Consider the following 18,845-nt stretch of genomic DNA (forward strand, 5'->3'; position numbering starts at 1 on the left):
TCGGCATTAGGGGGACCCCCCAGGATGACCCCCAACCCCCCGGGGACGCCTCCGACCTCGTACGGAGAGGGTGCGGCGGTGCTACCGGTCCAGGGTCACCGACGCCAGCTGCCGCAGCTCACGTGCCAGGCGCCCCAGGGCGTCGGTGCGCTGAGCGGTCTCGTCCAGGACCTCGGCGGGCAGGGTGCCGTCGGCGATGGCCGAGACGGCGTCGGCCAGCCTGCCGAGCCGTTCCTCGGTCCGCTCCAGCCTGCCTCTCAGCAGAATGCTGTTGACCCTGGAGGTCAGCAGCAGCGAGTCCAGCGGTTTCGGCAGATAGTCCTCCGCGCCCAGTTCCAGACAGCGGATGACACTGTCGAGGTCGCCGACGGCCGACATCATGATGACCGGTGTCCGGCTCAGCCGCTGATCATGCTTCATCAGCTCAAGGGTCGCGTAGCCGTCCATCTCCGGCATGAGGATGTCCAGCAGCACCAGATCGAAGTCGCTCTCGCGCAGCATCCGCAGGGCCGTGAGCCCGTTCTCGGAGGTCGCCGTCTCCAGCCCCGCCACCTCCAGGCGGTAGGTGAGCATCATGCGATTGGTCCGGTCGTCGTCCACGACCAGGACGCGTCCTTTTCTATCGGTCATGGCTGAGCTCCGCTCGCTTGGTGATCAAAGCTTCCCGGGCGGCCCGGTACTCCTCCTCGATCCGCGCGACCACGGGTGAAGCGGCGTCCAGGTCGCCGGAAGCGCCCAGATCCTCCGCCTTCCGGCACAACGGGAAGAGCCGCTGGAAGCCGAAGGTGTCCGCATGGGACTTCAGTGTGTGCGCCGCCCGCCGCAGCCGCGCCGCATCACCGTCGTCGAGGCTCTGGCGAACCTCTCCCACCAGCTCCGGGGAGTCGTCCAGGAAGGTGTCGACGAGCTGGCGGACGAAGGCCATGTCGAGGGAGCCGATCAGACGCTCGAGGGTGGCGGTGGCGATGACGGGGCGATCGGATGCCGGTGCCTCCTCACCTGCCGGTGGCTCCCGCCGGGCCGGGGGCGCCGCCGCCGGTTCCGGTGTCCGCGGGGAGGAGCCGAGCGGGGCGCAATGGCTGAGGGCGGCGGAGAGTTCCGCACCGTGCAGCGGCTTGCTGAGATAGTCGTCCATGCCCGCGGCCAGGCAGGCGTCACGGTCCTCGCTCATCGCGCTGGCGGTGAGGGCGATGATGTACGGCCGCCGTGCGCGCGGCAGCACCTGGTGGATCCGGCGCGAGGCGTCCAGGCCGTCCATCACCGGCATCTGCACATCCATGAGGACCACGTCGTACAGTCGGCGGCGCAGCGATTCCAGCGCTTCCGCCCCGTTCTCGACGGTGTCCGCATGGTGGCCGATCTTCTCCAGCATCCGGACGATCAGCTGCTGGTTCACCATGTTGTCCTCGGCCACCAGGATGCGCAGCGGCGGCGCATGGCCGGCGCGCACCCGCTGCGGCGTCGGCACGGGGAGCGTCCCGGCCGGTGCCCGCGCGCCGAGCAGGGTGCGGCACAGGTCGGCGTAGAGTTCCGCCGCCTTGATCGGCTTGGTGTGGTACCCGGAGAATTCCCGCATGTCCTCCCCGGCCCCGACGGGATGGCCGATGGAAGTCAGCAGGAACAGGGGCAGCTCGTCCTTGCTCCGATAGCGGCGGATCTCCCTGGCGAGCATCACCCCGTCGATGTCCGGCATCTGCATGTCCACGATGCCCAGGTCGAACGGATCACCGCGCCGGATCCAGGAGAGCGCCTCGCGCGGCGACCCGGTGGCCCGCACCAGCATGCCCCAGGAGCCCGCCTGGTGGGTGAGGATGGTCCGGTTCGTCGCCTTGTCGTCCACGACCAGCACACGCTTTCCCTTGAGCTCGATCTGGGACAGCACCCGGCTGGTGCGCATGGCCTCGGGCACCTCTCTCGTCTCCAGGGTGAAGTGGAAGGTCGAGCCGGTACCGGGTTCGCTCTCGACCCACATGTTCCCGCCCATCAGCTCGACCAGGCGCTTGCTGATGGCCAGCCCGAGGCCGGTGCCGCCGAACCGCCTCGTGGTCGAGGCGTCGAGCTGCTCAAAGGGCTTGAAGAGGTCGGACAGGCGCTCCCGGGCGATTCCCACGCCGGTGTCACAGACCGAGAAGTGGAGCATGAAGGCGGACTCCGCGGCCTGCGTCGGGGTGCGTGCGGAATCCTCGTCCCCGGCCCGCCGGTCCGCGGCCTCCCCGTCCACGCCCTTGTCGACCTTCAGGACGATCTCGCCGGAGTCGGTGAACTTGACGGCGTTGTTCAGCAGATTGACCATGATCTGCCGCAGCCGGTCGATATCGCCGATGATCTCTTCCGGTACCTCGGGATCGATGATGTACGCGAGATCGACGTCCAGCTTCTCGGCCGCCATCGGCGCGATGACGTCGAAGGCCGACTCCACGCACTGGCGGAGCTGCATGGGGTCGTTGCGCAGTTCGAGCCGTCCGGCCTCGGACTTGGAGAAGTCGAGGATGTCGTTGATCAGGGTGAGCAGGCTGTTCCCGCTGTTGCGGATGATCTGGGTGAACTCGCTCTGCTCGGCACTGAGCGGGGTGTCGAGCAGGATCTCCGTCATCCCGATCACCGCGTTCATCGGGGTGCGGATCTCGTGGCTCATGGTCGCGAGGAACGCGCTCTTCGCCTGGTCGGCGACCTCGGCCCGCTCCTTGGACGCCCGGAGTTCCGCCGCGGCCCGGGACCGCTCCAGCACCCGCCCGAGCTGTGCGCCGACGTTGAGCATGACGCGCAGCAGCTCCTCGTCGGGGTCGATGGCGTCCGGGGTGAGGAAGTCGAGGACCGCCGCGACGTCCTTCCCGATGACGACCGGGGTGGCGATCCTGCCGGTCACGCCCGTGCCGCTCAGCGACTGGCCGTCCGGCCGTCCGCCGGGGAGCCCCGGCCCCGCGGCGCGGGCGCCGAGATCGCCGATCCAGACGGGCCGACCCGTGGTCCGGACGGTGTCCGGCAGCCCCTCCGGCGAGTACAGACCGGCCGCGGCCGCGGTGTCGTGCAGCGGCTTCCGCAGCTTCCGCTCATCGGCGTACCAGACCGGTGACAGGGTGAGCCTGGTGTCCGGCGTCCCCTCGGGGGCGTCGGCGACGGGTTCGACGAGATAGACGTGGCCCACCGGCCATCCCATGTGACGGCACACCAGGCGCAGGATCGTCCGCAGTGCCTCGTCCCAGGTGAACGCCTCATTGGCGGCGGCGGAGACATGCTGGAGCAGGCTGAGGGACTCGGTCTTCCGGCGCAGTTCCAGGGTGCGGTCGCGGACCTCCTGCTCGACGGCGGCGTAGCTCGCCTGGAGGCGGTCGGCCATGACATTGAACGCGGCGGCCATCGCCCCGACCTCGTCGCGGCTGCGCACCCTGGCCCGGCGGCTGAGGTCTCCGGCGGCGAGGGCCTGCGAGGCGTCCGCGACGGCCGCCACATTGCGTGCGATGTGCCGGGACAGCAGCGCCGCCACGCCCGTGATCACGACGAGGACGAGGGCGATACTGGCCATGACGCGCAGATTGCGCTCGTGGAAGGTGTCCAGCCGGGTCCGCAGCATCTGGTCCTCTTGGACGAACAGCGCGTTCCACAGCCGCGAGTTCGTCTCGATCGCACGGGACGCCTGGGCCGTGTAGGCGGCGGCTGACACCCGGGCCTGGCCACTGCCCACGAACTGCTTCTCCGTGGTGGCGACGAGTGCGGTGGTCGATGACGTGGCCGCGTTCAGCAGCGGGCGCAGGGCGGGTCCGAGACCGCTGTGGTGGTTGAACGAGGGAGTGGCCTTGACCGCCCGGTTGACTTCCTCCCTGAGCTGGCGGATGTTCTGGTCCGCGACGGTGGCGTCGTAGGCGATGTTCAGCCGCTCCCGGGGGGACGCGCTCCCGCGGGTGAGGACCGTGTCCGCGGCGTCCCTCAACCGGTAGAGCTGATGCGTCAGTTGAGGTTCCCGGAGCACGATCCCGGTCATGACGTAGTAGGTGTCGAGGTCGGGGTCGAGAATCAGGTTCGAGGTGTCCCCGACATACGAACCGAGCTGGAGCAGCCTTCCGATGAGCTGGGTGTGCCGCGCCTCGTCGGCTCTGCTGGGCCGGTGATCGGCCGCGATCCGCCGCCAGCTGTCGGCGAGGAGCGTCGGCCGCAGCGCGCTCTTGTCCTGGGAGTTGAGATCGGCGGGCGTGGTCCGCAGCTGCTTCCCCAGCCGCTTGTCGGCGTCCGTGAGCGTGGCGAAACCCCGGTCGATGGCACGGTCCAGCGCGGCGATCCGGCTCTGGGACACCGGGTTTCCGGCCAGTTGCCGGTGCACCAGGGCGCGGCGGTCGGAAACGTCCCGCACCACCGTGCTCACCGGGCGCAGATAGGCCAGCCCGTCCCGTTCGGTGCGGGTGAAGGCAATCTTGGCGTTGTGCTGGTCGACCAGGTAGAACGTGGCGAGCCCGAGGGGAACGGTCAGGGCTACGCACAAGGCCAGCAGCTTGTGCCAGAGGCGGGCGGTGAAGCGGAAGTCCTGTCCGTTCCGCGATCCGCGTTGGGTCGCGTCCGGGGGCCGGTGCGGAGACTTCGGACCGAAGGCCATACGCATGGCTCACCCCGGGGCCGGTGTGGAGAAGGTCCTTGCGGACTTCTCGGCGAGCTCGTGCCGGCCGGCCACGCCGAGCTTCCGGTAGATGCTGGAGAGATGGACCTCCACGGTCTTGGTGGTCACGAACAGATGCTGGGCGATCTCCCGGTTGGTCTTCCCCTGGACGGCGAGTTCGTGGACCCGCTGTTCTCCCGGCGTCAGCGACTGGAGGCCGGTGACCGCGTGGCGGTGGGGCCGGATCCCCGCCAGATGCAGTTCATCGAGGATCTGCCGGACGAGGGGGGCCGCCTTGCGGGCCTCGGCGATGTCCAGCGCGTCGCTGAGCGCGTCCCGGGCCTCGCGCCGCTTGCCGTGCCGGCGCACCGCCGCACCGTAGTCCGCCAGTGCCTTGGCGTATTCCAGACGGGCGGGCGATTTCCGCAGTCGGTCCACCGCCTCCCGCAGCAGGGGAAGATCGGCCTCGCCCTCGGCCAGGGCTCCCGCGACGCGCAGCGCACGGCCGAGGGCCCTGGGCGCGCTCCAGTAGCGGGCCGACCGCAGTTCCGCGGTGGCCAGGGCCCTGGCCTCCTGGTCGCGTCCCAGCAGATGCAGGCACACCGCGGCTTCGGACTGCCAGGGGACGATGGCGGGGTTCTGCCCGCCCGCCGCGCTGAAGGACCGACCCGCGGCGAGGGCGGCGTCGAGGGCCTCGGCGGTACGGCCCCGCATGCGCAACAGCCGCGCCCTGCTGTGCAGCACGTAGTACATCAGCCCGGTGATGGGTGCGGGATCGGGAACGCCGGTCCACTCCAGGGCTTTCCCGGCCTCGTCCAGGGCTCCCCGCTCCAGCAGTGCCTCGGCGTGGACGGGGCCGAGGACCAGCCGGCGCAGGCGCACGGACGATGTCTCCACGGCGCGCATCGCGGTCAGGGCGTCGGCGGTGGCCTCCTCGAGGTTGCCGCGGCACAGCCAGGCCAGCGACCGGTAGGTCAGGGCCCCGGTCAGCCCGTTCAGCGAACCCTCCCGGTGTGCCTGCTCGACCGCGGCGTCCAGGCTGCCCATCACCTCGTCCCGGTCCGCGCTGATCAGGGCCAGCCAGCCGAAGGACACCGAGATCTGTCCGTTGGGCTGCTGGGCCGCGGGGGCGTCGCGGAGCGCGCTCCGGGCCCGCAGGACCGCCCGCGGATCACCGATGATCGCGTCATGTCCGGCGATGACGCAGTCCAGGGACCTGCCGCCGGGACCCGGGTGGGGCACGGCGGAGCGCAGCTCGGACACCTGGCTCAGGATGTCCTCGCGCATGTCCTGCCGTCCGGGCTCGTAGAGCGGGATCGACAGGATGCAGGCGTGGAGCTGATTCCGCAGTTCGGTGTCGTCCGGTGCGGTGTCGGCCAGCGCCCTGCGCCACACCGCCAGCGCTTCCCCGGCGCGCTGGAGCAGCAGCAGCGCATTGCCCAGCGCGAGCGCGATCTCCACCCGCCGCCGTGACGGTCCGGCGAGGGCGAGCGCCTCCTCGAGATAGGGGACGGCTCCCGCGGTGTCCACGTGCCGCATCGCGTTGCCGAGCGCGGAGAGGAGGTCCAGTCGCGTCCGGGGCGGCGGGGGCTCGGCCAGACAGCGGCGCAGACATGTCGCGGCGGTGCCCGGGGAGCCGCGGGCCAGTGCGCTGTTCGCGGCCGTCCACAGCATGCCGACCGTCTCGTCGTCGCCGCAGGGCAGTGTCCGCAGCAGGTGCGGGGCCACGGTCTCGACCTCCGCCGTGGAGGTCTTCAGCAGAACGGCGGCCTTGCGGTGTGCGCGGTGGCGGTCGGCGGGGGGCATCCCCTCGTAGATCACGGCACGGACCAGCGGATGGACAAATCCCAGCCGGGTCCTCAAGGCGTTCGACGAGTCCGTGAAGAGGATCTGCGCCTGTTCGAGGCCCTTGGCCGCTTGCAGCGCGTCCTCCAGGGGAAGCTCCGCCAGCTCCGCCGCATGCGCCACCTCCGCTCCCTCCCCCAGCACCGCGACCGCCCGGGTCAGCGCCACGCAGTCCTCGGGGAGGCGCCGCATCCACACCGCCACCCGCCGGGCCACCGCGCGGGGGCCCACCGCGTAGACCTGGGGGATGTTCGCGGCGTTGGCCGCGACGCCCTCGGCGGCGAGCGCCTCGGCGAGTTCCTTCAGCAGCAGGGGATTGCCTCCGGTCGCCGCACAGCAGGCGGACAGGAAGTGCTCGTCCCGCGGTGCGGGGCAGCCGGACTTCGCGAACTGGGCCGTGATCAGTGAGGTCGCGGCGGCCGGGCTCAGCTTGGAGGGGGCCAGCACTACGGAGGGCGGCGTGGTCACGATCTGGTCGAGCAGTTGTGGCTGGGTGCCGAGTCCGAACGGCCTCAAGGTGCCCACCACACAGCAGCCGAGATCCTCCAGGCGCGGCATCAGATGGTTCAGGAACCGCAGCGAGTCGCCGTCCGCCCAGTGCAGATCGTCGATCAGCAGGGCGAGCGGCTGCCGTTCGCAGATATCGGCGGTCAGCCAGTACAGACCGTGCGGAATCGAGAAGTCGCCGCCCCGCGAGTCTTCCGGGACCACCCGCTCCAGCACAACGGCCGCCTGGCCCGCCGCCCCGGACATGACGCGCCGGCGTTCCTGGGGATCCATATGCGCCAGCAGCGGTTCGAACAGCTGCCGCACCACACCGAAGGGAAAGTCGCTCTCCAGCTCCGACCCGCGCGCAGTCGCCACCTGAAGGCCCGCGGATCCGGCCATCCGCTTGCCCTCGGCAAGCAGGCTGGTCTTGCCGATTCCGGGAGCTCCCTCGATCATGACGGCTCCGCCATGGCCCTCCCGGGCCGCCCCCATCGCCTTCTGCAAGACCTCGAGCTCGCCGCTTCGCTCAAAAAGGTCAGCGCTATGCGGCATATGTTCCATTATGCGTGCTTCGGCTGCCCTGTGATCGGTCACCGGTACCCAGAGTGCTCCGTTGCTATGTACGGCCGTACGCATCGTTGTGTACACTCGTACGCATGGGGTATCTGATGCTCTCCGGCGCGATCATGGCCGAGGTTCTGGCCACCACCGCGATGAAGTACAGCGACGGCCTCAGTCGGCTGTGGCCCTCCACGGCGACCATCGCCGGGTATCTGATCGCTTTCGCCCTGCTCGCCCAGACCCTCAGAACCGTCTCCGTCGGCACCGCCTACGCGATATGGGCCGGGGCCGGGACCGCCGTGATCGCCGTCATCGGCATGGTCTTCCTCGGGGAGACCGCGACCGCCGCCAAGGTGATCGGCGTGCTGCTGGTCATCGCCGGGGTCGTGGTGCTCAACCTCGGCGGGGCGCACTGATGCCGCGCCGCTACGACCCCGGACGGCGGCAGCGGATCATCGACGCCGCGATCACCGTGGTCGGCGAGCGCGGCATCGGCGGGCTGAGCCATCGCACGGTGGCCGCCGAGGCGGACGTTCCGCTCGGCTCGACCACCTACCACTTCGCCACCCTCGACGATCTGCTGGTCGCCGCCCTCCGCCAGATCAACGCCGACTGGCTGGCGGAGCTGGAGCGCTGGGAGCGTACCGCCGACCCCGCCCGCCCGCTCGCCGACGAGCTGCTGCGGCTGATCGAGACACTGCTGGCCGGCGACCGCACCCGGCTTGAGCTGGAGTACGAGCTGTACTTCGCTGCGCTGCGCCGGGAGTCGGTCCGGCCCATCGCCGCCGCCTGTCCGGACGAGGTGGCCGCCCTGCTGGCGCGCCGGACCGGCGACCTGGGCACCGCACGGGCGGTGGCGGCGCTGCTGGACGGGGTGATACTCCAGGTACTGCTGACCGGCAGACCGCTGGAGCGGACCGAGGTACGGGCAGCGCTGGAACGGCTCACCGGCTGATCCGCCCGCGACGGCGGGAAGCACCCGCCCGCGGGCGGGGAGTGTCCGCCCGCGGTGGTGGAAGGCGTTAGCCCCCAGGGGCGGTACGCGTCGCGACGGCGGGAAGGGTCCGCCCGCGAACGGCGGGAGGCGTCCCTCGCGACGGTGGGAAGGGTCCGCCCGTCGTCGTGGGACGTGTCCGCCTACGACGGTGAGGGGCCCGCCCACGACGGCGGTAGACGTCCGCTCGTGACGGTGGGGAACGTCCGCCCGGGCTCGTCCGCGGCCTGGCATCGGAACCACCCCCGGACCGGGACATGAGACCGGTTCGCCTGTCGGGGGCGGCTCCGGTTAGCGTTCTGACCATGACCGACGCAGCCACCACCCGTACCACCCGCCCCGGCGCCGTCGCCGCCGGACTCGCCACCCTCACCGAGGACGGCACCGTTCTGGACACCTGGTTCCCGTCCCCCGAACTGGCCGAGGCGCCCGGTCCGGCCGGGACCGAGCGGCTGGACGCCGAGCAGACCGCGCGTCTGCTGGGCGAGACCGCCGTCAAGGCGCTCGGCCGGGACCCGCGCCGCGGGGTCGAGGTCGTGGCCGTCCGTACGGTCATCGCCTCGCTCGACGACAAGCCGCTGGACGCCCACGACGTCTACCTCCGGCTCCATCTGCTCAGCCACCGGCTCGTCGCGCCGCACGGCCAGAACCTCGACGGGATGTTCGGTGTGCTGGCCAACGTGGCCTGGACGTCGCTGGGCCCGGTCGCTGTCGACCAGCTGGAGCGCGCCCGGCTCGCGGCCCGCGCCGAGGGCCTCCAGCTCACCGTGACCAGCGTCGACAAGTTCCCGCGGATGACCGACTACGTCGTCCCCTCCGGGGTCCGCATCGGCGACGCCGACCGCGTACGGCTCGGTGCGCACCTCGCCGCCGGGACCACCGTCATGCACGAGGGCTTCGTCAACTTCAACGCGGGCACCCTCGGCACCTCGATGGTCGAGGGCCGGATCAGCGCGGGCGTCGTGGTCGGCGACGGCTCGGACATCGGCGGCGGCGCGTCGATCATGGGAACCCTCTCCGGCGGCGGCAAGCAGACCATCGCCATCGGCGAGCGCTGCCTGCTGGGCGCCCAGGCGGGCATCGGCATCTCGCTCGGCGACGACTGCATCGTGGAGGCGGGCCTCTATGTGACCGCGGGCACCCGCATCACCCTGCCCGACGGCACGATCGTCAAGGCGCTGGAGCTGTCCGGCGCCCAGAACCTCCTCTTCCGCCGCAACTCCACCACCGGTGCGGTCGAGGCGCTGCCGCGCTCCGGCTCGTGGGGCGGTCTCAACGAGGCGCTCCACAGCCACAACTAGCCACCACCAGCCACCACTAGTCGTCGCTGATGTCCCAGGCCGGCCCGGTCGTCGCCCGCTTGTAGGTGTCGACCAGGCCGGCCGTGGTGTCGGCGTCGGCCGGGAGCAGCGGCGCCCGGACCGGCCCCGCGGGCAGCCCCAGCGCGTCGAGCAGCGCCTTGGCGGTGACCGAGCCGGGCAGCCGCGACATCATCGCGTCGATCAGCGGGGTCAGGGCGAGATGGCGGCGGGCCGCCGTCCGCGGGCCGCCCGCGTCGTAGGCGTCCACCACGGCGCGCACCTGGCGCCCGGCCACATTGGCGACCGTGCTGATGTACCCGGCGGCGCCGATCGCCCGCAGCGGCAGATTCTGCTCGTCGCAGCCGGAGTAGTAGGCGAGATCGGTCGCCGCCAGCACCTTCGCCGACTTCATCAGGTCGTACGCGCAGTCCTTCACCCCCGCCACCCGCGGATGTTCGGCGAGCCGCAGCAGGGTGTCGCAGGTGAGCGCGGTGCCGGTCCGGCCGGGGATGTCGTACAGCACAACGGGCAGTCCGACCGCGTCCGCGACGGTGCGGAAGTGGGCCCGGACCGCCTCCTGCGGTGGGCGACTGTAGTACGGGGTGACCACCAACAGCGCGTGGGCGCCTGCCCGTTCGGCCGCCCGCGCCAGTTCGACCGTGTGCCGGGTGTCATTGCTGCCGACCCCCGCGGTGATCCGCGCCCGGTCGCCGACCGCCTCGGCCACCGCCCGGACGACCGCCTCCCGCTCGGCGTCACTGGTGGTGGGCGACTCGCCGCTGGTGCCGTTCACCACCAGTCCGTCGCAGCCGCCCTCGTCGACGAGGCGGGTGGCGAGCAGTTGGGTGCCGTCGAGGTCGAGCGAACCGTCGGCGGTGAACGGCGTGATCATGGCGCAGGCGGAACGGCCGGAGGGACCGCCGGTGCGGTGGGGGTGTGTGGACATAAGGGAAGTCTCATGTCCCCTGTGCTGTAGGTCTACTTCAGACTTCTTCACGCCACCGTGCAGTATCGCTGTCGGGTGGATGAGCTACGTGGCTACGGGCTCTCGGCCAGAACGTAGACCCGGGCGGCCGACTCGGTGGGGCTGCCCTTGCCCTGGCCGCCGTAGACGACGTACACATCCCGCCGTACACCGCTGTCTATATCGGTGAAGGCCAGATCCGCATGGGAGGGGACATGGCTGGTGAGGCCGTCCCCGACCGCGCGCGGGATGGCGGCGTCGACGCGTGCCGGGCCGCCGATCCGGTAAGTGGAGCGGAAGTCCTTGAGGTTGCTGTCCTGGCTGCCGTTCAGCCGGTAGCGCAGATAGGCCCGGTGCCCGGCGCTACGGCCCTCGACCGGTACGTAGAAGCGGCCCGCGTGCGGAATCTGTTCGGGCGCGAAACGGGCCAGTTGCTCGGCCCGGTCGACCGCCGAGGGGCGGGCTTTGCTGTCGGGGCCGAGCAGGAGCCATACGACCCCGGCCGCACACAGGAGCAGCACCAGGCCCAGGAACACCAGGGGAATCATCCAACCCGCCCGGTAACGCGCGATTGCTGTCGCGGTCGTGACGGGTGACGGTGACATGTGGCCCCCTGACGCACAGTGCTCCGGAGCCCGGTGGGATGCCGGACTCCGGAGCACTCTAGTCAGCCGTGATCCTCAGGACCTGGGGATCCTCAGGACCTGGGGATCCTCAGGACCTGGGGATCCTCAGGACCTGGGGATCCTCAGGGGCGCACGCGGACGACCTGCGGGTCGTGGTCGCTGGACTGGTCAGCGAACTCGGAGTTGATGTGCACGATGTCGTAGTCCGGCCTCCGCAGCGCGCGGCTGGTGAGGATGTGGTCCAGCACCTGCGAATTGCCGTTGTAGACATAGCCGTAGCGCTCGGCGCGCGGCAGCCGCGTCACCAGGTCGGTGAGCACTCCGCCCTTGGTGAGCGCGCCCAGCGCGGGCGAGAACTGGTAGTCGTTGAGGTCACCCGCGACCACGACGGCGGCCTTCGGATCGGCGGCCAGCAACTCCTTGACGAAGGTGTTCACCGCCTTGGCCTGCCCGGTGCGCTGGGTCTCCGAGGGGCGGGCCGGGGGCTGGAAGCGGCTGTCCAGGCCCTGGTCGCCGCCCTTGGAGTTGAAGTGGTTGGCGACCACGAACACCGGGCGGCCACGGAAGGAGAACTGCCCGGCCAGCGGCTTGCGGCTGGCCTTCCACACGTCGTCGCCAGGGGCGATACGGCCCGGGGAGGCCGACAGCGACGCCTTGCCGTCCTTCTTCACCACTCGCACCGGAGTGGTGGCGTCCCCGCCCGGGACGTCGGTGAACGAGACCCGCTCGGGGTTGTAGAGGAACGCGACGCGGATGTTGCCGCCCGGCTGCCCGCCGTCCTGGTCGTCAACCGGGTCGATCTGCCGCCACTCGTACGAGGGGCCACCGGCCGCCGCGATCGCGTCGGTGAGCTTCTTCAGGGTGGCGTCCGCGGCGACGACGGAGTCGTTGGTCGAGCCGTTGTTGTCCTGGACCTCCTCCAGCGCCACGATGTCCGGCGAGGCGAGGTTGCCGACGAGCGCGGAGGCGAGGCGGTCGAACTTCGCCTGCGCGGTCTTGGGGGAGAGGTTCTCCACGTTGTAGGTGGCGATGGAGAGTTCGTCCGACGTCTGCGGCCGGGTCCGCTCGCGCTCCGGCCCGTGGTCGGCGAGTTCACCGAGTGCGGTGGCCGCGATGGTGTAGCCGCCGAAGTTGTCGTACTCGAGCGGGCCCTCGGTGGTGCCGGTCAGCTCGTCGCCGACGTCCGCCACGGGGAAGGGGTGCTGGGCGTACGGCAGGAGGGAAGCCACCTTCAGCCGCCCGGAGTTCGGGTCGCGGTAGGAGTCGTAGAGCGCCCCGCCGCGCGCGGTGCGGTGGTGCCGCGGCTCGGCGGTGACCCACAGCTCCTTGTAGGTGTTGGTCGCCCCGACGACAGGCGCGTTCGCGACCGAGACCCGCATCCCCTCCAGCGACTCGTACCGGTCCAGCGCGTACGAACGCGGCCGCAGCGTCAGCCCTTCGATGGAGCCGTTCCCGGCATCCGAGGGTTCGGGGGCGTACCGGTCCGGGACGGTGGAGGCGTTGAGACGGAATGCGGCGGGCAGCGCGTTGCCGGACGATCCGACCGTCCAGGTCGCCTTGGTGATCTCGGTCATCGACTGAAGCCCGGCGTCGGCCCCGCCCGGGTAGTACTCGCTCACCGTGCCGGACACCGTGACCGCGTCGCCGACGGCGACCGACGGCGTGGTCGACCCGGTGAACACGAAGATCGCCTCACTGGTGGCCCGGTCCTTGTCCGGGCTGGCGTCCTGCATCCAGAACCCGCGCGCGGAACCGAAGGAACGTATCGCCGTAACCGTGCCGGGAACGTCGGCCACCTTCTGCCCGGCCAGCGGGGATATCCGGGTGCTGCCCTGGATGTCATGAATCCGAACCTCGGCGGCGGACGCCGACGACGGCACGACGAGCAACCCGGCCGCGAGCGCGGAGGCGACGACGGCGGTGACGGTGAGAGGTGCGCGCAGAGCGCGTGGGGACATGGTGATGGCCTCCGGAAAGGAGTGAACAGAGGGGAATGGGCCTCTACGCGCGTCAATTTCGGCCCTCGTCAGGGCAGTTGTCAAGGGACGGCGGGTGTTCGGGGTGGGATGCGTGAATGAATTCACGGAATGTGGGTGCGGATAGGGATGCGGACGCGGCGGGTCCGCCTGCTGTTGGGCGCTCGGCCGTTGGGCGCTCGGCCGTTGGGCGCTTGGGCCGCTGGGCGTTTCGCCGGGGAGGGTGCTTGGGCCGCGCCCGGCGGGGTGTGGTGCCCGCCCCACACGACGGCCCGAGGCGGCCCCGGCCCCGGGGTACGGCGGGGCCGCGGCTGTGTGTTGGGCGCGCCTTGGTGTGCGCGTACGACGGTCCGCCCCGCAGACGGCCCGGCCGGAGCGCGGGCGGGGCTCCGTGGCGGGGCCGCGTCCCCGCGTGGAATGACCGCGTCCCGGCGGAGTGCGGCGGGCGTGCGGCCTCGGCCCGAGCGTCGACGGTGTCCCGGCGGAGCGGATGCGCACGACCGCCTGGCCGGGCCAGGCCGGGCGGTGCGGCGGGCCCGCGGCCCCGGCCAGGTGCGGTTCGCTCAACGGCGGGCGGGGCCGGATCCGGCAGGCGGAGCGGGTGCGCCCCGAACGGGGTACGGCTCCGGGTGTGCCGGTGCGGCCGGTGCCTGGCGTGCTCTGGCGTGTGGTGATCGCTGCTCGCTGGTGAGGTGATCGCGTGCCGGTGAAGGGCGCGCTCGAGGTTCCCTGGAGGTGCGGCCGAGCCCCGGACGGGTGGTGCCCGCGTCCCGGTGGAGCGGATGCGTACGGCGGCCTGGCCGAATGGACCGGCGGTCCGGCGGGCGCGCGGCGGAGGCGGCGTGCGGTGCGGGGGCGCGGGGGAGGCTCGGGCGGGGCCCCGCCCGGCGTCGTCGTGGCCGAATCATCCGGTTGCCGGGGCGCGGGACCACAGGGGGACGAAACTGCCCGCACGTTCCGTCTACGCTGGGGTCGGGCCGCGTGTCCATACCGTGCCCGCGACATCCGCACCCCGAGGAGATGACTCCGCCCATGTCCGGAGACCGCCCCACCATGCCGCCCGTGCGGTTGCGCACCGACGCGGAACTCGCGCGGGACGCGCTCGCCGCGCCGCTCCTCGCCCGCGCGGTGCGGCTCGCCCGCTGGGTCGAGCCGGGGAAGCCGGTCGGTTCGGGCGGCGTCCTGCCGGGGGACGATCTACGCGCCGCCGTCGAACTGCTCGACCTCACCGCCGACGAGAACGGCCCCGAGTACACCGCCCAGGCGTGGCAGCTCGCCGTCGACACCGGACTCGTGGAGATCCAGGAGAGCGGCGAGGAGGGCGAGGACGGCGGGGAAGCCGAGGAAGCCGAGGACAACAACGCCGAGGCCGTCAACGTCAGCGCCACCGCCGTCAGCGGCGAGGAGCTGCGCCTGATCACCCAGGGCAGCCCCCAGGACATCCTGGACATCTGGCTCGACGGCTTCGAGACCGTCCTCGCCGACGCCGCGGCCCCCGACCTGGCCGACATCGTCGACCAGATCAGCGAGGGCGGCGAGCTCGACCTCGACGCGATCGACTGGAACCCGGAGGAAGAGGCCGAGTTCCTCGACGGGATCCTCGGCAATCTGTACATGCTCACCGCCCTCGACGAGGACGCCACCGTCGGCTCCGTCCCGCTCCCCGCCCTCGTCGCCTCCGTGATCGTCCCCGAGGACATGGACGAGCCCACCGACGACATCCTCGAAGAGATCTCCGAGGCGATGATGCGGCTGGACGACCAGTTCCGGCTGCTCGCGCCGACCGGTCTGATCGACTACCAGCCGGTGGACGAGGCGCTCATCGAGGAGGTCGACGGCGAGGGCCGTATCCAGAACTCGGACGCCGCCCACGCCGACGACGAGGAGGAGGACGTCTCCCGCTACGGCATGGTCCGGCTCACCCCGCTCGGGATCTACGGCATGCGGTCCCGGATGGTCGAGGCGGGCATCGACGCCCCGGCCGTCGGCGATCTGGCCGACAAGGGCGCGGATGTACTGCTGGACGCCCTGCCCGGCCACCCCGAGCCCGCAGCCCATGCCGAGGCCGAGCAGTGGCTCGCCCGCCGTACGCCTGCGGAGGCCGCCCGCGAACTGCTGGCCGCCGCCCGCGGCGACGACGAGGCCGCGCCGCTGCGCCGCCTCACCTGCCAGCAGACGCTGTCGCTGGTCGGGGCGGAAGCCGAGCCCGCGCTGCGCGAGGTGCTCGACGACCGCCACCTGGGCGGGCTGGCCCGGGTCTGGCTGGCCGAGCACGGTGTGGCGGGGGTGCCGGAGCCCTCGGAGCAGATGGTCTTCTGGCTGACGGTGGACACGCTGGCCGCGCAGCTCGCGACCGAGGACGACTCGGAGGAGCTGCGGGAACTGGTGCGCGGACTGGTGGACCAGTCGGGGAGCTTCTTCGACTCGGCCTGGCGGGTGGACCACCCGGCCACGGCGGACGTGCTGGAGGCGATGGGCCGCCTCCACCCGGACAAGAAGACCGCCAAGGAAGCCCGCAAGGCCGCCTTCAAGGCCCGCTCCCGGGCGTAACGCGAGCGCTTGGCGGCGAGCTGGGCGGTTTCTCCGGGACCCCGGTGGGCGTGCGCGAACGGCACCCGCCCGCCGGGATCCCGACCTCCCGTGCGCGAGGTCAGGACCGGCGGACCCCGCCCCGCCTCGGCTCCTGTGCCACCTGGGACCGGGCCGGGCGGCTTACGGTGCGAGGGCTTGGCGGGATCCCGCCCCCCGGCCGGGAGGCCAATCGGCGTGGCGATGTCGCATAGGGTTCAACTGGTGTTTGGGCGGGAGCGGGACCGTGAGCGCGCAGTTCGGAGGAGATGTCTGCCGCTCAGGAGATGAAGATGCCGCTCACCCGAAGAGATTTCGCCAAGCGTTCCGCGTACACCGGGGCCGGGGTCGCCCTCGTCGGCAGTGCCGGGGTGCTCGGCACCGCGCCCGGTGCCCTCGCGGCGGAGGACCCTGGCGCGGACGCGGCAGACGCGGCCGCGACGGGGCTCGGGTACGGGCCGCTCGTCTCCGACCCCAAGGGGATCCTGGCCCTTCCGCAGGGGTTCCGGTACCGCATCATCACCCGCACCGGCGAGACCACTCTCGAGACCGGCGAGTCCACCCCTTCCAACCACGACGGCACCGCCACCTTCGAGGGCACCCGCGGTGCGACCCTGCTGGTCAACAACCACGAGTTGAAGGGCCCCCGTTCGGACTGGCCGCACCCGGTGCCGCTCACCGAGGGGCTGGTCTACGACCCGGCGGCGTCCGGCGGCTGCACCGTCGTCGAGGTGTCCAAGCACGGTGACCATGTCACCGAGTGGGTCGGCATCGCGGGCACCTCCACCAACTGCGCGGGCGGAAGCACCCCCTGGGGCACCTGGCTGACCTGCGAGGAGACCGAGGACAAGGCCGGTCAGCACGGGATGACCAAGGACCACGGCTATGTCTTCGAGGTCGACCCGCACGACCGTCGCGCCAACCGCGACCCCAAGCCGATCAAGGCCCTGGGCCGGTACGCCCACGAGGCCGTGGTCGTGGACCCCAAGCGCGGTGACCTCTACCTCACCGAGGACGCCTCCGGCCCGAACGGCCTCTTCTACCGCTGGGTCCCGCCGCACGGCTTCGAGCACGGCCGCGGCAAGCTCCGCACGCTGGCCGATGACGCGGGCGTGCTCCAGGCGCCCGTGTGCTACGACTCCGGCGGCCGGTTCGTCGACGACCTCTCCCGGGCCACCAAGACCGGCACGGTCTACGGCGTGGACTGGGTGGACGTCCCGGACCGCGACGCGAAGTCCGTCCCGGTGCGCAAGCAGTTCACCGACGGCCGGATCACCCGCGCCCGCAAGCTGGAGGGCATGTGGTGGGCCGACGGCGGCGCGTACATCGTCTCCTCGTTCGCCCGTGCGGAGAGCCCGGTCCAGCATGACGGCCAGGTGTGGTTCTACGACCCCAAGCGCCGCACCCTCACCCTCAAGGTGCTGCTGGGCGTCAACCCCGACCCCGCCAAGGACGGCGCATTCGACGGCCCGGACAACATCACCGTCTCGCCCTACGGCGGGCTGATCCTCGCCGAGGACGGCGAGGGCATCCAGCACCTGTTCGGCGCCACCGACGACGGCCGGACGTATCCGATCGCACGCAACGAGCTGAACATCGGCAGCGCCGAGGAGCCGGAGTACAGCGAGTTCGCCGGCGTGGTCTTCTCGCCCGACGGCGACACCCTCTACGCCAACATCCAGGACCCGGGCATCATGCTCGCGATCACCGGGCCCTGGCGCCGCCAGGGCTGACCCGCTCAACCGTCAACGCCCACGGGGCCGGGAATCCTCCGGCCCCGTTCGCGTTGACGTGAGAGTGAGTTCCGATCGCGTCCGCACCACCCGCTTCTCCGTCCTGGATCGCTCCCGCACCCGCCAGGGCCGGGACCGACCACGGGAGCTGCGCGACACCGTGCGGTTCGCGCGGCAGGTCGAAGCCCTCGGCTACCACCGCTTCTGGGTCTCGGAGCACCACAGCGTGCCCGGCGTGGCCGGTTCGGCGCCCACCGTGCTGGCGGCGGCCGTGGCCGGGGCGACCACCCGCATCCGGGTGGGCACCGGCGGGGTGATGCTGCCGAACCACCGCCCGCTGGTGGTGGCGGAGCAGTTCGGGGTGCTGGAGTCCCTCTACCCGGGCCGGATCGACATGGGCCTCGGCCGTTCCGTCGGCTTCACCGACGGCATACGCCGCGCCCTGGGCGCCGACAAGGACGCCGCCGAAGACTTCGGCACCCGGCTCACGGAACTGCTCGGCTACTTCACCGGGGACCAGCGCGCCCACCCCCAGGTCCACGCCCACCCCGCCGAGGGGCTGACCCTTCCGGCGTTCGTCCTGGCCACCGGTGCCGGGGCGGATGTGGCCGCGGCCGCCGGACTTTCCCTCGTGATCGGCGACTTCCGCGGCGAGGACACCATGCTGCGCGCGATCGAGCGCTACCGGAGCGGCTTCCGCGCCTCGGTGTGGTCGGCCGAGCCCTACGTGATCGTCTCGGGCAATGTCGCGGTCGCCGAAACGACCGAGGAGGCCCGCCGTTTGCTCGTCCCCGAAGCCTGGGCGATGGCCTACTCCCGTACCCACGGCGTCTTCCCACCGCTCACCCCGCCCGAGGAGATCGAGGATCTGGCGATGAGCGGGAGGATGAGCGAGAAGGAACGCGGCTTCTACGAACGGGGCCTGAGCGGCGGGCTCCACGGCACCGAGGACGAAGTCGCCGCCGCGCTCGACGGGTTGATCGGGCGCAGCGGTGCGGATGAGGTGCTGGTCACCACGAGTACGTACGACCGTGGAGCCCAGCTCGACTCCTACCGGCGGCTCGCACGGCTCGCACGGCTGGCGGGCCTGACGGAGTCGTCGGAGTCGTCGGAGTCCGCCGGGTCGACGAGTCGTCACATTCGGGTAACCGCCGACTGATCATGGAGCGGCCGTATGTGAAGATCGGCCACTCAACAGCAGTC

12 protein-coding genes are annotated in these 18,845 nt (G+C 71.4%); 6 read left to right on the forward strand and 6 right to left on the reverse strand.

What is annotated here, in order from left to right; all coding sequences use genetic code 11:
* Nucleotides 1–81 precede the first annotated feature (81 nt).
* Genes JK363_RS10980 through JK363_RS10990 form a run of 3 tightly spaced genes read right to left on the reverse strand, consistent with a single transcriptional unit; the run spans nt 82 to nt 7,555 of the window.
* Nucleotides 82–630 carry a response regulator gene (locus JK363_RS10980; protein ID WP_201874293.1) on the reverse strand — a complete coding sequence of 183 codons (549 nt, stop codon included), beginning with the start codon at nt 628–630 and terminating at the stop codon, nt 82–84.
* Nucleotides 620–4,585, reverse strand: a complete 3,966-nt coding sequence (locus tag JK363_RS10985) for a response regulator (protein WP_201874295.1) — start codon at nt 4,583–4,585, stop codon at nt 620–622. Before JK363_RS10985 ends, JK363_RS10980 begins: the two co-directional genes overlap by 11 nt.
* 9 nt (nt 4,586–4,594) lie before the next feature.
* Complete coding sequence (locus JK363_RS10990; RefSeq protein ID WP_307821676.1) at nt 4,595–7,555, reverse strand: helix-turn-helix transcriptional regulator; 2,961 nt, start codon at nt 7,553–7,555, stop codon at nt 4,595–4,597.
* A 20-nt stretch (nt 7,556–7,575) separates the two neighbouring features.
* Between JK363_RS10990 and JK363_RS10995 the strand changes: the two genes are divergently transcribed.
* The 3 genes from JK363_RS10995 to dapD all read left to right on the forward strand — a co-directional run bounded on the left by JK363_RS10995 (nt 7,576) and on the right by dapD (nt 9,775).
* The gene (locus JK363_RS10995; RefSeq protein ID WP_201874299.1) at nt 7,576–7,896 is read left to right on the forward strand and encodes a DMT family transporter; all 321 of its coding nucleotides are present in this window, start codon (nt 7,576–7,578) and stop codon (nt 7,894–7,896) included.
* The gene (locus JK363_RS11000) at nt 7,896–8,435 is read left to right on the forward strand and encodes a TetR/AcrR family transcriptional regulator (RefSeq protein WP_201874301.1); all 540 of its coding nucleotides are present in this window, start codon (nt 7,896–7,898) and stop codon (nt 8,433–8,435) included. The genes JK363_RS10995 and JK363_RS11000 overlap by 1 nt, the downstream gene beginning before the upstream one ends.
* Nucleotides 8,436–8,779: 344 nt before the next feature.
* On the forward strand, nt 8,780–9,775 hold the full coding sequence (gene dapD, locus JK363_RS11005) for a 2,3,4,5-tetrahydropyridine-2,6-dicarboxylate N-succinyltransferase (protein ID WP_201874303.1): 996 nt from the start codon (nt 8,780–8,782) through the stop codon (nt 9,773–9,775).
* A gap of 16 nt (nt 9,776–9,791) precedes the next feature.
* Here dapD and dapA read toward each other — a convergent pair whose 3' ends face one another.
* From dapA to JK363_RS11020, 3 genes are all read right to left on the reverse strand, one after another.
* A complete protein-coding gene (gene dapA, locus JK363_RS11010; RefSeq protein ID WP_201874305.1) occupies nt 9,792–10,721 on the reverse strand; it encodes a 4-hydroxy-tetrahydrodipicolinate synthase in 930 nt (309 codons plus the stop codon).
* A 92-nt stretch (nt 10,722–10,813) separates the two neighbouring features.
* Complete coding sequence (locus JK363_RS11015; protein ID WP_201874307.1) at nt 10,814–11,287, reverse strand: hypothetical protein; 474 nt, start codon at nt 11,285–11,287, stop codon at nt 10,814–10,816.
* 200 nt (nt 11,288–11,487) lie between these two features.
* Nucleotides 11,488–13,323 carry a DUF8508 domain-containing protein gene (locus JK363_RS11020; RefSeq protein WP_201874309.1) on the reverse strand — a complete coding sequence of 612 codons (1,836 nt, stop codon included), beginning with the start codon at nt 13,321–13,323 and terminating at the stop codon, nt 11,488–11,490.
* A gap of 1,050 nt (nt 13,324–14,373) precedes the next feature.
* Here JK363_RS11020 and JK363_RS11025 point away from each other — a divergent pair.
* The 3 genes from JK363_RS11025 to JK363_RS11035 all read left to right on the forward strand — a co-directional run bounded on the left by JK363_RS11025 (nt 14,374) and on the right by JK363_RS11035 (nt 18,801).
* A complete protein-coding gene (locus JK363_RS11025) occupies nt 14,374–15,891 on the forward strand; it encodes a hypothetical protein (RefSeq protein WP_201874312.1) in 1,518 nt (505 codons plus the stop codon).
* Nucleotides 15,892–16,202: 311 nt separating this feature from the next.
* Complete coding sequence (locus tag JK363_RS11030; RefSeq protein WP_201874451.1) at nt 16,203–17,642, forward strand: alkaline phosphatase PhoX; 1,440 nt, start codon at nt 16,203–16,205, stop codon at nt 17,640–17,642.
* 58 nt (nt 17,643–17,700) lie between these two features.
* Nucleotides 17,701–18,801, forward strand: coding sequence for an LLM class flavin-dependent oxidoreductase (locus JK363_RS11035; protein ID WP_201874314.1), 1,101 nt, complete (start codon nt 17,701–17,703; stop codon nt 18,799–18,801).
* Nucleotides 18,802–18,845 lie beyond the last annotated feature (44 nt).

The sequence above is a fragment of the Streptomyces coffeae genome (assembly GCF_016741875.1).
Classification (GTDB): domain Bacteria; phylum Actinomycetota; class Actinomycetes; order Streptomycetales; family Streptomycetaceae; genus Streptomyces; species Streptomyces coffeae.